11 protein-coding genes are annotated in these 14893 nt (G+C 71.9%); 6 read left to right on the plus strand and 5 right to left on the minus strand.

The genetic code is table 11. The features are described from left to right. Window positions 1-38: 38 nt before the first annotated feature. Entirely contained in the window at window positions 39-590 is a 552-nt protein-coding gene (locus NLX94_RS19940) for a hypothetical protein (protein ID WP_254384301.1), read from the plus strand. 85 nt (window positions 591-675) lie between these two features. Here NLX94_RS19940 and NLX94_RS19945 read toward each other — a convergent pair whose 3' ends face one another. After that, the gene (locus NLX94_RS19945; RefSeq protein ID WP_254384302.1) at window positions 676-2139 is read right to left on the minus strand and encodes a nitronate monooxygenase; all 1464 of its coding nucleotides are present in this window, start codon (window positions 2137-2139) and stop codon (window positions 676-678) included. Between the two features lie 252 nt (window positions 2140-2391). Next, the gene (locus NLX94_RS19950; protein ID WP_254384303.1) at window positions 2392-4659 is read right to left on the minus strand and encodes a M4 family metallopeptidase; all 2268 of its coding nucleotides are present in this window, start codon (window positions 4657-4659) and stop codon (window positions 2392-2394) included. Between the two features lie 405 nt (window positions 4660-5064). Here NLX94_RS19950 and NLX94_RS19955 point away from each other — a divergent pair, with 405 nt between their 5' ends. Then, window positions 5065-6540, plus strand: a complete 1476-nt coding sequence (locus tag NLX94_RS19955) for a sugar transferase (RefSeq protein WP_374683985.1) — start codon at window positions 5065-5067, stop codon at window positions 6538-6540. Between the two features lie 64 nt (window positions 6541-6604). On the opposite strand, the gene NLX94_RS19960 is transcribed toward NLX94_RS19955, so the two are convergent. Continuing rightward, entirely contained in the window at window positions 6605-7546 is a 942-nt protein-coding gene (locus NLX94_RS19960; RefSeq protein ID WP_254384305.1) for a GDP-L-fucose synthase, read from the minus strand. A gap of 352 nt (window positions 7547-7898) precedes the next feature. Between NLX94_RS19960 and gmd the strand changes: the two genes are divergently transcribed. From gmd to NLX94_RS19980, 4 genes are all read left to right on the plus strand, one after another. Continuing rightward, window positions 7899-8912, plus strand: coding sequence for a GDP-mannose 4,6-dehydratase (gmd, locus tag NLX94_RS19965; RefSeq protein ID WP_254384306.1), 1014 nt, complete (start codon window positions 7899-7901; stop codon window positions 8910-8912). Between the two features lie 252 nt (window positions 8913-9164). Then, complete coding sequence (locus tag NLX94_RS19970) at window positions 9165-11942, plus strand: LamG-like jellyroll fold domain-containing protein (protein ID WP_254384307.1); 2778 nt, start codon at window positions 9165-9167, stop codon at window positions 11940-11942. A 78-nt stretch (window positions 11943-12020) separates the two neighbouring features. Continuing rightward, window positions 12021-12722, plus strand: a complete 702-nt coding sequence (locus NLX94_RS19975) for a hypothetical protein (protein WP_254384308.1) — start codon at window positions 12021-12023, stop codon at window positions 12720-12722. 131 nt (window positions 12723-12853) lie between these two features. Next, window positions 12854-13066, plus strand: a complete 213-nt coding sequence (locus NLX94_RS19980) for a hypothetical protein (RefSeq protein WP_254384309.1) — start codon at window positions 12854-12856, stop codon at window positions 13064-13066. Between the two features lie 28 nt (window positions 13067-13094). Here the strand turns inward: NLX94_RS19980 and NLX94_RS19985 are convergent, their stop codons facing one another. Both NLX94_RS19985 and NLX94_RS19990 read right to left on the minus strand, forming a co-directional pair. Beyond that, complete coding sequence (locus NLX94_RS19985; RefSeq protein ID WP_254384387.1) at window positions 13095-14216, minus strand: glycosyltransferase; 1122 nt, start codon at window positions 14214-14216, stop codon at window positions 13095-13097. An 8-nt stretch (window positions 14217-14224) separates the two neighbouring features. Continuing rightward, window positions 14225-14764 carry a WcaF family extracellular polysaccharide biosynthesis acetyltransferase gene (locus NLX94_RS19990; RefSeq protein WP_254384310.1) on the minus strand — a complete coding sequence of 180 codons (540 nt, stop codon included), beginning with the start codon at window positions 14762-14764 and terminating at the stop codon, window positions 14225-14227. Window positions 14765-14893: the final 129 nt, after the last annotated feature.

The following is a 14893-nucleotide window of genomic DNA, read 5'->3' on the forward strand; positions in this document are numbered from 1 at the left end:
TCCGAGGAACACGCGGAACCCGAGAAACGGACTCCCCCATGCGTCTTCGCACCACCGCCACCGCACTCGTAGGCGCCCTCGCGCTGGTCCTGCCGACCGCCGGGCTGTCGTACGCCAACGACCACGACGACCGCGAGCGCCTCGGAACCCTGTACTACCGGTACACCGACGACGACGGCGACCGCCGGCACGGGCAGATCCGCCCGGCGGACAACGACACCTGCTACCGGCTGACGAACACCTCCGAGCACCGGCCGGCCTTCGACGTGACGAACGAGACCGAGTCCCTCGCGGTGGTCTACCGCAACCGCAGCTGCGGCGGCGTCCCGGAGGCGGAGCTGGAGCCGGGCGAGCGGCTGCGGAACACGGAGGTGGCCTCCGTCTACTTCAAGCCGGTCGACGGCCGCCACCACGGGCACCACGACTGGCGCGACGACGAGGACTTCGACGGGCGCAACGACGGCCGGCACGACGGCCGCCGTGACGACTGGCGTGACGACGAGGACCGCAGCATCGGCGGGCGCGCCGCCACCGCGCCGACCGGCACGGCCTCCAAGTTCCTCGACGAGATCTTCAGCTCCATCCGCTGATCCCGCGCGCAGGCAGACCCGAAGGGCCCGGCTCCCCAGGTGTTTCCGGGGGAGCCGGGCCCTTCGCATGCCGTGGGTGAGGGGGTCAGCGGCCGGCAGCGGGCCGGGCCGCGCCCGCCGCGAGCCAGTGCACCACGTCCGCGGCCGTGTACGGCTCGGCGTTCGGGGCCAGCTCCGGCAGGAACGACAGGTCCTTGCCGATCGTCACCAGCGGGGGTTCCACCCGGCCGTGCGGACGGCGCTGGGCCAGCCCGATCGTGGCCAGCAGCCCGTTGCACAGGCACTGGCGGCCCTTGGTGTCGGAGGCATCGCCGCCCTTGCGGACGTACGCGGCCACCGGCTCGGCGGCGCACCGGTAGACCAGACCGCGCGGACCCCGTACGGGAGTGCGCAGGAAGCCGAGGTCGCAGACCCGGCGCCGGGCTTCGGCGACCTCCGGCTCGGAGACCGTCCCCGGCAGGTCCGCCACCTTGAACGGGAACGAGGTCGGGGAGGCCTCGGGGTCGTTGCGGACCGAGAGGGTGCCGGTGTGGGCCCGCTCCAGCAGCTCCTCGCGCAGGTGGCGGGCCATGCCCGACTCCTCGCACAGGGCGAACGCGCTGCCGATCTGGACCCCGGCGGCGCCCTCCGCGAGCGCCCCGGCCACGGCCTGGGGGCTGGCCTGGCCGCCGGCGAGCCAGAACGGCAGCCCGAGCGCCGCCATCTTGGCGAGGTCGGGGTTGTCGCGCGGCCCGTAGACCGGCTCCCCGTCCTCGTCGAGCTTCATCGGCCCGCGCGGCGGGGCGCTGTGGCCGCCGGCCTGGCTGGTCTCGATGACGAAGCCGTCGGGGCGGGTGATCTCGTCCCGGGCCAGGTAGGTGGCCAGGACCGGGAGCGAGACGATGGCCAGCACGTGGGGGCGGCGCAGCGGGCCGGGCAGGTGCCCGGCGAGCAGGGCCGCGGGGTCGAAGAGGTGCTCCAGGGGCTCCTCGTCGCCCTCCACATGGATCTTGCTCACGCAGCGTTCGTAGACCGCCAGCCGGGAGGCGAGGGCAGGGATCTGACCGGGGACTCCCGCGCCCACGAGCACGTAGTCGACGCCTGCCAGGATCGCGCCGAACATCGCGGGGGCAGTGGCGAGCTGGATCTTCTCCAGGTAGTTGATGCCGATGACACCGTCATGTCCCTCCTTGGCGAGCCAGACCTCGACGAAGTTGCCGAGGACGGTGAGGATCTCGGCCTGCGATCCGCCCGTCGCCCGCAGTCGCGGGGTGGTGCGCATCGCCGCGCCGTCCGCGAGCCCGTCCTCGCGGAAGTAGAGGTCGAGGGCGGACTGGGCCAGCTCCGGCAGCGGAAAGGCCGCCAGCGCCCGGCGGGCGTGACCGCCGGGGTCGCCGGTCTGCAGCACGCGGGCCAGTACGACGTCCAGCGCCGTGCCGGACACCACGCCCAGCTGCCCTTCGCCGGAGACCGCCCTGGCCAGCCGCCAGCCGGAGACTCCGACGCCCATGCCGCCCTGGATGAGCCAGGGGTGCGGTGTGGCGGGGGCGGTCGTGGGGGGCTGCGGCATGGGTCACGTCCTCGGAATCACCCGAACCTACGGTTCCGTAGGTTCGCTGTTTCCACTATGACCGTGGGGCGGCGCGCCGGAAGGCGCCGAAGGTCCCGGCCCTCAGGGGCCCTGGACCCTGCCCGGCGGGGGCGAATGGAACAGGGCCGCCCGGGGAGGTCTTCTCCCGGGCGGCCCCGTGGTCTGGCGGTTCAGCTCTGGCAGTTCAGCTCTGGCGGTTCAGCTCTGGTTGGCGGACTGCCCCGGTGGGGGTCAGAAGGTGAGCTTCCAGCTGTCGATCTTGCCGGTGTCGAGGTTCGCGTTGTCGTTGACACGCAGCTTCCACACGCCCTGGGCCACCTCGGAGGAGGCGTTGACCGTGACGGACTTGATGATGTTGTCCGCGCTGCCACCGGTGCGGTTGTGCAGGTTGTACAGGGTGCCGTCGGGGGCGACGAGGTCGACCTTCAGGTCACCGATGTAGGTGTGCAGGATGTTCAGGTCCACCTTGAGGGTGCTCGGGGCGTTGCCCGTGCGGTTCACGGTGATCGGGGAGTCGACCGTCGCGTTGTCGGCGATCGCGAAGTCGGTGGTGTTCTCGAAGACGTTCGGCTGCGTGGTGCCGACCGTCCAGGTGAACGCCGCCGTACCGGTCTGGTTCGCGGAGTCGGTCACCGTGATGGTCACGTTGGACGTGCCCGCCGTGGAGGCCGTGCCCGAGATCAGGCCGTTGGAGGAGTTGATCGACAGCCCGGCCGGCAGGCCGGTCGCCGCGTAGCTCAGGGCACCGGGGTTGGTGCTGGTGGCCTGGATCTGCAGGCTGACGGCGCTGCCCGTGACGGTGTTCTGGTTGCCCGGGCTGGTGACCGAGACGCCGTTCACGGGGCGGGTGCCGACGTTGATGGCGGCCCAGGCGTGTGCGACGTTGTTGTACGTGGTCGAACCGGCGCCGTACAGGTCGGCAGCGGCCTGCAGGGTGGCGGTACGGGCGGCCGCGTAGTTGGTGTTCGACCGGAACAGGCCCGTGGTCAGGGCGCGGAACCAGATCTTGGACGCGGCGTCGCGGCCGATCGGGGTGACCGGGAGGCCGTCGGAGGTCGGCGAGTCGTAGCTCACGCCGTTGACGACCTTGGCGCCCGAGCCCTCGGAGGCCAGGTAGTACCAGTGGTTGGCCGGGCCCGAGGAGTAGTGGACGTCGATCGAGCCGAGGCCCGAGTACCAGGCGTCCTTCGACGAGCCGTCCTTGCTCGGCTTGTCCATGTAGCGCAGCGGGGTGCCGTTGCCGCGGATGTCGATCTTCTCGCCGACCAGGTAGTCGCCGACGTCCTGCGGGTTGGCGGCGTAGAACTCGACCGCGGCCGCGAAGATGTCGGAGGTGGCCTCGTTCAGACCGCCCGGCTCACCGCTGTAGGTCATGTTGCCGGTGACCGAGGTCAGGCCGTGCGTCATCTCGTGCGCGGCCACGTCGGTGGAGGTGAGGGGCTTGGCGTTGCCCTCACCGTCGCCGTACGTCATGCAGAAGCAGGAGTTGTCCCAGAAGGCGTTCACGTAGTTGTTGCCGTAGTGGACCCGGCTGTACGGGGAGACCCCGTCGTTGCGCAGGCCGTTGCGGCCGTGGACGTTCTTGTAGTAGTCCCACGTCACCTGGGCGCCGTAGTGGGCGTCGGCGGCGGCCGTCTCCAGGTTGGCCGGCAGGCCGTTGCCCCAGACGTCGTCGGTGCCGGAGAAGAGGGTGCCGGTGCCGGAGGTGGCCCGGTTCAGGTTGTTGGTCTTGTGCCCGCCGCGCGTCGCGTCGTTCAGCGTGTAGTTGCTGCCCGACTGCGAGGTGCCGATCGTCACCTGGCCGCTGTACATGGTGTTGCCGGTGCCGGTCTCGATGGCCTGCCACTCGGTGATCTTGGCGCCGGTCTTGGCGTTGGTGACCACGTGCAGCTCGCTCGGGGTGCCGTCGTGCTGGATCCCGCCGACGACGGTCTCGAACGCGAGGACCGGAGCGCCCTCGGCGGCCCAGATCACCTTGCGGGCGCTCTGGGAGGCCTTGGCGTCCTTGGATCCCTCGGCGTTGGCGGCGGCGACCGCCTGGCCCTCCGCCGCGGCGGGGGTGACGGTGGCGGTGGTGTCCGCGACCTTGATGTCGTGGTTGGTGGCCTTGGTGACGCTCTTGGTGACGCCGTTCTTGGCGTGGATGGTGAGGTCACCGCCGAGCACCGGTATGCCGTTGTAGGTGCGCTCGTACGTGGTGTGGGTGGTGCCGTCCGCGTCCTTGACCACGTCGCGGACGATGAGCTTCTCCGAGCCGGCGAGGCCGAGGCCCTTGGCCGCCTGCACGGTGGTGGAGTTGGCCTCGGCCAGGAGCGTCGCACGCTCCGAAGCGCTGAGTTTGAGGTTGGCCGCGCCCGGATTGGCCTGGGCGACCGAAACAGCCTGCGACGCGGTGGCGTCGGCGGTGGCGGATCCGGTCTGGATGCCTACGGCGAGGAGGGCGGCCGCGGCAACAAGCGCGCCGGCCGTGGTGGCACGCCGCTGGGGGGTGGGACTCAACGCAGACTCCTTCTGCAAGGGGGGTTCCGGATGGCTGGGTGGGCCTCCGGGCAGATCGGGCTGGTGCGATGAACGGTCGAAGAGTGCCACTTGGGCGCCGTGATGTCAGGGCCGCGTCAAAAGGTTGGCCGGAAATCGTTCGTTGTCCGAAGAGACGTATCCGGTATGCGGAACATTCACTTTGGCGTGAGAAAGGGGTCCGTCCACAAAGGGGCGAGGGGCGCCCGGCCGGAACGAGGGCCACCGCCTGCTAACGCTTGGGCAACAAGACGTCCGGTTCCCGCAAACGGCATTTACCGTACGGGCGTTTGTCGTACTGTTTCCCGGTGCGCCTGACGTCCACGGTTTGGGGAAGCCGCGGACCGGACTCGCGCAACTGTCAGAGACCACGTGCCAGGGGGGCCCATGAGGCATGTCCATATACCTGTGCAAAGAGTGGCCCGAGCGGCCCGGGCGTCGGCCATGCCCGCCCGGGGCCTCGGTGACAAGGCCCGCTGGTACCTGCCCGCCGCGGTCTCCGCGGACCTGATCGGCGCGGGAGTCCCCGTCGGCCTGGTCTTCGCCGCCGCCCAGCAGGCCCGTCCCCTGTTCTGCGCCCTCGGCACCGCCCTGGCCTGGACGAGCGTGCAGCTGATCCGGAGGCGGTACGCCGGCCGCGCGCTCGGCGAATCCCGGGGAGTCCTGCCGGTCGTGCACGACTGGCTGATTCTGATCGGTGTACTCGCCGTGGCCCGCGTGGTCACGGGCGAGAACACCCCCCGGCTGTCCGCCCTCGGCGCCCTCGTACCCGCTCTGCTCATCACCGTCGCCTGCCACAAGCTGACCTACCGCCACCTCTCCGCCGCCCGGCGCGAGGCCCAGGCGGTGAGCCGGGTCCTGGTCGTCGGCGAGCCCGCTGCCGCCGAGTCCGTCATCGGACACCTCGCCGCGCGCACCGACCACCCGTACGTCGTGGTCGGCGTGGTCCCCGTGGGCCCCGCCGGACTGGACAGCGGGGTGCCCGTCGCCGCCCGGCTCGGCTCCGAGGCGTCGAAGTCCCCGACCGGGGACTCCGCCGCCGTGCTCGGGGCCGTCGCCGCCCACCGCGCCGACCTGGTGCTCGTCGCACCGGGGGCCCGGCTGGCGGGGGAGCGGCTGCGGCGGATCTCCTGGGCCCTGCACGACGCCGGGCTCGAACTGGCGGTCTTCCCCGGTCTGGTGGAGGTCTCCGTCAAGCGGCTGGAGACCCTGTCCGCGGGCGGCCTGGCCATGCTGCGGGTGGCGCCGCCGGTGAGCCGGGGCATGCAGCCCCTGCTGAAGTCGGTACTGGACCGGACGGGCGCGGCGCTCGGCCTCGTCCTGATGTCGCCGGTCTTCCTCGCGGTGGTCCTGGCGATCCGCTGCGGTTCGCGCGGCCCGGCGTTCTACCGGCAGCGGCGGATCGGCCGCGACGGGGTCCCGTTCGTCATGTGGAAGTTCCGCACGATGGTCGTGGACGCCGACGCACTGAAGGCCGAGCTGTCCGGGGCCAACGAGAACGACGGCCTGATGTTCAAGATGCGCCGCGACCCCCGGGTGACCCGCGTCGGCCGGCTGCTGCGCCGCACGTCCATGGACGAGCTGCCGCAGCTGATCAACGTGGTGGCGGGCAGCATGTCCCTGGTCGGCCCGCGCCCGCCGCTTCCGGAGGAGGTGGCGGAGTACGACGAGGTCGAACTGCGCCGGCTCGCCGTGCGGCCGGGGATGACCGGGCTGTGGCAGATCAGCGGGCGGTCCGACCTCTCCTGGGACGAAACGATCCAGCTCGACCTGCAGTACGTGGACAACTGGTCGTTCACCAGTGACGTCGACGTCATGGGCCGCACGCTCCGCGCCGTCGTGGACGGCCGCGGAGCCTACTGAGGCACGGGGCTGCTGAGGGGCGGGGGCGCGGGGCGGGGGATCCCGCCCAGGTCCCGCCCCGGGATCAGCTCTGCCCGCGCCACCAGGCGTACGTGGCGGCGATCCCCTCGCGCAGCGGGACCTCGGGCTTCCAGCCGAGCCCGCGCAGCCGGGTCACGTCCAGCAGCTTGCGGGGCGTGCCGTCGGGCTTGGAGGTGTCCCAGGCGAGCCTGCCCCGGAAGCCGGTCACCTCGGCGACGGTCTCCGCGAGGGCCTTGATGGTCAGGTCCTCACCACAGCCGATGTTCACCGGCTCGGCGCCGTCGTACTCGCGCAGCAGCACGGCGCAGGCGGCCGCCAGGTCGTCCACGTGCAGGAACTCCCGGCGGGGGGTCCCCGATCCCCACAGGGTGACCTCCTCGCGCCCCTCGGCGGCGGCCTCGTGGAAGCGGCGGATGAGGGCCGGCAGGACGTGCGAGGACTCCAGGTCGAAGTTGTCGCCCGGGCCGTAGAGGTTCGTGGGCATGGCGGAGATGTACGAGGCCCCGTACTGCTTGCGGTACGACTGGACCTGGACGATGCCGGCGATCTTCGCCAGGGCGTACGCCTCGTTGGTCGGCTCCAGCGGGCCGGTCAGCAGGGCGTCCTCGCTGATGGGCTGCGGGGCCAGCTTGGGGTAGATGCAGGAGGAGCCGAGGAAGAGCAGCCGGCCGACCTCCGCGGCGTGCGCCCCGGCGACGACGCTCAGCTGGATCCGGAGGTTGTCCTCCAGGAACTGCACCGGGAAGGTGCTGTTGGCCATGATCCCGCCGACCTTGGCGGCGGCCAGCACGACGGCGTCGGGCCGGACCTCCCGCAGGTACGCCGCGGTCGCCGCGGCATCGCGCAGATCGAGCTCGGCGCGGCCGCGGGTGAGCACCTCGTACCCGTCGGCGGTGAGGCGGCGGGCGACCGCGGACCCGACGAGGCCGCGGTGGCCGGCGACGAAGACGCGGGCGTTCGGGGGCAGGAACGGCGAACTTGTCATACCGCCGATGATGCCAGTCCGCTGTCCGCGGTTTCACGGGGGAGCCCCGCGGCCCCGATCCGGTGCCGCACGCCCCGGGCCGCACCCCGGGAGCCGCCCCGGACCGCCCGTCCCGGACCGGCCGGGAGCAGGGGGATTACGGTCACCCCGGGGCGGTTCGGTGCATACCGACCCGCAAGGGGGCGAGGGGCCCGATCCAGCGGGAGGGGCTCCGGACCGAGCGTGTACGGTACCCATCCGGTACCCGTCTCCAGCCCCCTGGCGGCGGACCGCACAGCCCCGCACCGCAGCTCCGGCCCGTGCCCCGGGGTGCGGCCACGACCCGTACCGCAACGATCCCCGGGGGGACCCCATGGGCAAGACCGCGCTGATCACCGGAGTCACCGGGCAGGACGGCTCGTACCTCGCAGAGCTCCTGCTCTCCAAGGGCTACACGGTGCACGGGCTCGTGCGGCGGTCCTCCAGCTTCAACACGGAGCGGATCGACCACATCTACCAGGACCCGCAGACGGAGAACCGGTCCCTCGTCCTGCACCACGCCGACCTCTCCGACGGCGTGGCCCTGGTGAACCTGCTCCGCGAGATACGCCCCGACGAGGTCTACAACCTCGGCGCCCAGTCGCACGTCCGCGTCTCCTTCGACGCCCCGCTCTACACCGGCGACGTGACCGGCCTCGGCGCCCTGCGCCTGCTGGAGGCGATCCGGGCCAGCGGCGTGGACACCCGCATCTACCAGGCCTCCTCCTCGGAGATGTTCGGCGCCACCCCGCCCCCGCAGAACGAGGCCACCCCGTTCCACCCGCGCAGCCCGTACGGCGCCGCGAAGGTGTTCGCGTACTGGACGACGGTGAACTACCGCGAGGCGTACGGCATGTTCGCCGTCAACGGGATCCTCTTCAACCACGAGTCCCCGCGCCGCGGCGAGACCTTCGTGACCCGCAAGATCACCCGCGCGGTCGCCCGCATCAAGGCCGGCCTCCAGGAGAAGCTCTACCTCGGCAACCTCGACGCCGTCCGCGACTGGGGCTACGCCCCGGAGTACGTGGACGCCATGTGGCGGATGCTCCAGCAGGACGAGGCCACCGACTACGTGGTGGCCACCGGGGTCGCCGCCACCGTCCGCGAGTTCGTCGAGGCCTCCTTCTCCCACGCCGGTCTCGACTGGAACGAGCACGTTCGCTACGACCCCAAGTACGAGCGCCCCAGCGAGGTCGACGCTCTGATCGGCGACGCGTCCAAGGCCCACGAGCTGCTCGGCTGGAAGCCGACGGTCCTGGTGGCCGAACTGGCCCGGATCATGGTGGATTCCGATATCCGGCAGGTCGAGGACCAATTGGCCGGGGCCAACGTCCGCATCGACCGCTGAGGCCTTATATTTCGCCTACGATTTGCCGTGTCCTGGTCATTCGCGCAGCTGACAGCGGGTACGGCCGGGGCAAATCTGCCGTATGTCCGTAGTGCTCCATCCACACCGGACTCGTTGATTCCAAGTTGGTATGCAATGGGTCAAGCGTGGTGACCAGGCCCTCGCGTGAGCCCTAGTCTGCGCCAGTACATATGGCTGTTACGACAGATGCCGAACCAGCCATTCAAGCCGGGCAATTGCCCTGGGGGGCTCATGCGTAGATCCAGAGGGCTGACTGCTGCCCTCGCCCTGTCACTGGCCGGTGCCGGGACCGCAGTCGGCCTGGTGCTGATACCCGAGGCCTCGGCCATCACGCAGCCGGTGGCCTTCACCGCCGACGCCCTGCCGACGTGGCAGCCCAACGGGATCGTCTGGGCGATGGCCGAGGCCAACGGCACGGTCTTCGCGGGCGGCACCTTCTCGGCCGTCCGCCCGCCCACCGGTGGCACCGGCGCGGAGCAGGAAGCCGTGAACTTCGTCGCGCTCGACGCGGCGACCGGCGCCCCCACCTCCTGCAAGCTCTCCTTCACCATCGGCGAGGGCAGCGCGACCGTGCGCGCGCTCACCGTCTCGAAGGACAAGAAGACCCTGTACGCCGGCGGCTACTTCGCCGCCGTCAACGGAACCGCGGTCAACAGCGTCGCCGCCATCGACATCGCGACCTGCACCCCCAAGGCCTCCTTCCGCCCGAAGTTCCCGTCCACGGTGCGCGCGCTCGCCGCCACCGACGGCACCCTCTACGCGGCCGGAGACTTCACCAACGTCGGGGGCACGGCCCGTGAGCGGGTCGCCGCCGTGGACGCCACCACCGGCGCCCTCAAGCCCTTCGTCGCCAACGTCGACGAGCCCGGCCGCGCGCTCCTGCTCAGCAACGACGGCAAGAACCTCCTGCTGGGCGGTGACTTCTTCACCGTCAACGGAGCCCAGAGCCACGCGCTCGCCGTCGTGAACGCCACCACCGGAGCCGTCACCAAGACGTACGGCACCATCCCCTCGATGTCGGTCATCAAGTCCATCGCGGCCGACGCCACGGGCTACTACACCGGCGCCGAGGGCACGGGCGGCTTCGACGGCCGCGTCGCCCTCCACACCGACTTCAGCGAGAAGTGGCGCGACCAGTGCCTGGGCGCCACCCAGTGGGTGCTGCCGTACGACGGGGTCCTCTACAGCTCCTCGCACGCGCACAACTGCAGCTCCGAGGGCGAGTTCCCCGACGGCAAGCGCCACTTCCTGCTGGCGCAGAACACCGACTGGGGCAACGGCGGCCTCGACGCCCCCCAGGCCGTGAAAGGCTTCGTGCGCAGCCCGGGGAAGCTCGGCTGGCACCCCACCGCCAACGACGGCCTCGGCGAGGGCATCGGCCCGCGCGTGATGGCCATCGCGGAGAAGGACTCCACCAAGTACATGTGGGTCGGCGGTGAGTTCACCCTCATCAACGGCAAGGCCCAGCAGGCCCTGACCCGCTTCGGCTCCACCGGTGACGTCGGCGCCCCGACCACCCCGGTCGCCAGCGTCTCCAGCGTCAAGCCCGGCGAGGTCCAGGTCCGCTGGCGCACCAGCTACGACGCGGACGACAGCAAGCTGACCTACCGCATCTACCGCAACGGCTCCGCGACCCCGATCGCCACCGTCAGCGCCAGCTCCCTGGAGTGGCTGCGCCGGCAGGCCTCCTGGACGGACACCACGGTCAAGGCCGGCGCGTCCTACAGCTACCGGGTCACCGCCACCGACGCGGCGGGCAACACCAGCGCCCTGTCGGCCACCGTCTCGGTCTCGGTCCCGACCGCGGTCAACGCGTACCCCCACCAGGTCCGCGAGGACGGCGCCAACCTCTACTGGCGCTACGACGACGTCGTCAGCCCGTACGTGGCCGACTCCTCGGTCTCCGGCAACACCAGCGGCATCCAGCTCAACGCCCCGGCGCTGCGCCAGACGCCCGGCGCGGTCACCGGAGCCAGCACGGCCATGGGCTTCAACGGCACCAGCCAGCAGGTGTACAGCGCCCACCGCCAGACGGTCGGCAGCAGCTACACGCTGGAGACCTGGTTCAAGACGAACACCACGCGCGGCGGCAAGCTGATCGGTTTCGGCAACAACCAGGACCGCAACAGCAGCCAGTACGACAAGAACATCTACATGAGCAACACCGGCCGGATCTTCTTCGGGGTCAACCCGGGCTCGGCGAGGACCGTCTCCACCGGCCTGCTGGACACGTACAACGACAACAAGTGGCACCACGTCGTCGTCACCCAGGGCCCCTCCGGCATCGCGCTCTACCTGGACGGCAAGCTCAAGAACACCCTCGATGTCACCGGATCCCAGGCGATCGAGGGCTACTGGCACGTCGGCGGCGACAACCTCTCCGGCTGGACCTCCCGGCCCACCAGCAACTTCTTCGCCGGCCAGATCGACGAGACGGCCGTCTACCCGAAGGTGCTGACCGAGGCCCAGGTCAAGAACCACTACACCCTGGCCCAGGCCGTCACCGACACGGTCTCCAAGGTCACCGCGACCGAGGACACCTACATCAACCAGGGCGCCCCCAGCACCGCCTACGGCACGTCCGCCTCGCTGGCGGTCCGCGGCACCTCGGCCTACGAGACGTACCTGCGCTTCGACATCCCGGCCGCCCCGGCCGGCCAGGTGCTGAAGTCCGCGTCCCTCCAGGTCAAGACCACCACCGTGGCGAGCGCCGGCACCACCGACACCGTCTCCGTGGTCCCGGTCACCGGGAGCTGGAGCGGTGCGGGCACCACCTTCAAGAGCAAGCCCACCCTGGGCACCACCCCGATCGGCTCCTTCGCGGGCGTGCCGGACGGTTCGGCGGTCCAGAGCACGCCGCTGGACGTCACCGCGCTCTCCGCGGTGCTGGGCAGCAGCTACAGCGTGGGCCTGACCAGCACGGGTACCAACCCGCTGTGGATCTGGTCCTCGGAGTCCACGGCCGTGGACGCCAAGCCGCAGCTGACCCTCACCTTCGGCACGAAGTAACCGCTTGACGGAGTGCGGGGCCCGGCCGCTCCGGCGGCCGGGCCCCGCACGCCCCTCTCACACGTACGGGAGCCACCCATGTACCGACGCTCCGCAGCGGCTGCCGTCCTGCTGACCGCCGCCCTGATGCTGACGGCCTGCAGTTCGGGCGGCGAGGGCAAGGCCGGCGACGGCAAGGCCGACGCCGCGGCCGCCTCGCCCAAGCCCCCGGCCGCCTCGCCCGAGGCCGACCCGGCCGACGCCGCGGACACCCCGGCGGAGCCCCCGGCTGCCGACGCGAAGCCGACGGGGCCCGTCCTGCCGGACGCGAAGCTCGTCCCCAAGACGGGCAGCTTCACCGCGCCGCAGAAGCAGTACCTGAGCGGCCGGGTCCCGGAGAAGACGGACCCGGCGGCCGTGCTGCAGAGCGGCGAGGAGGCCTGCCAGCGGGTGGAGCGCACGGCGAAGCGGGACAAGGACGCGGCGGTCGGCTCCCTCGTGGCCGGGGAGATCCCGGGGGCGAAGGACGCGATCACCTTCCTGTGCCCGGAGCAGAAGCCGGTCCTCGACGCGGCCGCCAAGGGCTTCCCGGACGGCACGAAGCAGTCCCCGGCGGCGGGCACCTACCGCGCGCTGACCCAGAGCACGACCTGCGTCTGGGAGGCCAAGGGCAAGGACGGCGCCGCCCTCGCCTCGGGCCCGGAAGCCCCGCTGAAGCCGGGCGACAAGATCATCGCCAAGATCCCGGCCGGCACCGCCCAGTTCGTCTCGAACGGCTGCTACGCCTGGATCCCGGCCTGACCGGACCGAACGCGCCCGCCCCCGCCGCCCGTACCCCGGGAGGCGGGGGCGGTTTTCGTTCCCGCATCGGGGGCATCCGAGCCTCCACACGGCGGGGCTGCACCCCGTCCAGACGGTGGAGGCGGAATCCCATGAGGGGTATCAGCGGTTGCATAGGCCTGATCGTGGTGGGGGCCATCCTCACCTTCGCGAGCGACTGGCAGCTGCAGAGCGTCAACCTCGACCTGGTCGGGGTCATCATGATGGTCGCGGGCATCATCGGCCTCGCGGTCTACGCGAGCGTCCTCAAGCGCCGCCGCGTCGGCGCCCTCCCGGTGGTCGACGAAACCCGCCGCGACCTCTGAGGCCGACGCCGGGCCCCGCCCGCGCACCTCAACTACGCCGGCGGGCACCCTCGTACACCGGCAGCAGCGTGTCCAGGACGGCGTCCATGGAGAAGGACTCGGTGGCGAGCCTGCGTGCCGCGCGGGAAGCCGCCTCGTTGGCCGTCGGGTCCAGCAGGTCCAGGACGGCCGCCGCGACGCCCGCCGGCCCGGGCTCCACCGCGCGGCCCGCGCCCGCGCGGTCGATGTCACGGGCCAGGCCGTTGGAGTGGGTCACCACCGGGGGGACGCCCACCGACAGGGCCTCCAGGACCGACATCGGGAAGGGCTCGTCCACCGAGGGCAGTACGTAGACGTGGGCGCGGCGCAGCTCCGACAGGACCTCCGCGGTGGACAGCGCGCCCGGCACCGTGAAGTGGGCGGAGAGGCCGAGGGCGCTCACACGGGCGCGGACCGCGGCGAGCTCCCCCTCGTCCGGGCCGGCCACCACGAACTCCGCGTCCGGGTGCACCGCCAGGACGGCCGGGGCGGCGTCGACGAGGTCCACCGGGCGTTTGCGGGCCTGCAGGCGGGCCGAGTAGAGGATCCGCGGAGGTCCGACGGGGGCGGGCCGCTCCTCCTGGGCCGGGGTGCCGTTGACCAGGCGGACGGCGTTCGGGAGCGGCGCCCCGACGACCGCGTCGAGCCCCTCCCGCTCGTGCGGGGTCAGGTACAGGAGCGCGTCGGCGCCGCGCAGCACGCGGCGCACCGCCACCGCGTCCAGCACCTTGGCCAGCGCCTTCCCGCTCGGGTCGACCATGCCGTGGGTCTGCAGGACCAGCGGCCGGCCGGCCCGCAGCGCCGCCAGGGCCACGGGCAGGGTCACCAGGTCCCGCGCCAGGTGCACGTGGACCACGTCGGCGCCCCGCACCAGGCGGCCCGCGGAGGCGAGCAGGGCGGGCGAGGTCATCCCGCTGAAGCCGAGGGGGAGCAGCCGCCGGGCCGGGAAGAGCTTCGCCGGGACCCCTTCCACCGAGGTCGGCCAGGGCTCCGGGAACCCCTCGCCCAGCGCGAGCAGGCTCGCCTCGTGCCCGCGCGCCCGCAGCCCCGCGGCCAGGTTCAGCGCGACCCGCACCGGGCCGCCGAAGGCGTGCGTGGGGGAGTGCAGGGTGACGGCGTGCAGGACTCTCAGGGCGGCACTCACTTCGGCTCCTCGACGGGGCGGCGCCGCCCGTCCTGGGTCTGCAGGGTCAGCGCGGGCAGGTCCTTGTGGACCACGGACCCGGCGCCCGCGACCGCGCACCGGCCGATGGTCACGCCGGCCAGCACGGTGGCCCGTACCGCCACCCACGCACCGTCCTCGACGGTGATCGGCGCGTTGCGGTAGCGGAAGTCGGCGGCCCGGTGGTCGTGCGAGCCGGTGCACAGCAGCGCCTCCTGCGAGACGCAGGCGTGCGCGCCGATCGTCACCGGCTCCAGGTTCAGCACCCAGGCGCCCTCGCCGATCCACGCGTGGTCGCCCACGGTCAGCTTCCAGGGCCACAGCACCCGCACCCGGTGCCGGATCAGCACCCCTTCGCCGATCCGCGCCCCGAAGGCGCGCAGCAGCGCCACCCGCAGCCGGGCCGGGCACAGCCAGCTCATGAACAGCGTGTTCATCACGGCGAACCAGAGCGCCTGCGTCAGCCGCCCGCGCCCCTTGTCGTATCCGGCCAGCGTGAAGGCAGGAAGATCACGCACGGGCACCCCTCGCACTCCGGCCCGAAGGCGCCCCACCGGCCCCTCCGAGGGCGCCCCGGCGGACGCCTCCGACGGCGCCTCCCCCGGCACCGGGGCCTCAGACTAGACTGCGCCCGGATCAGGCACAGG

The sequence above is a fragment of the Streptomyces sp. TBY4 genome (assembly GCF_024213195.1).
Classification (GTDB): Bacteria; Actinomycetota; Actinomycetes; order Streptomycetales; family Streptomycetaceae; genus Streptomyces.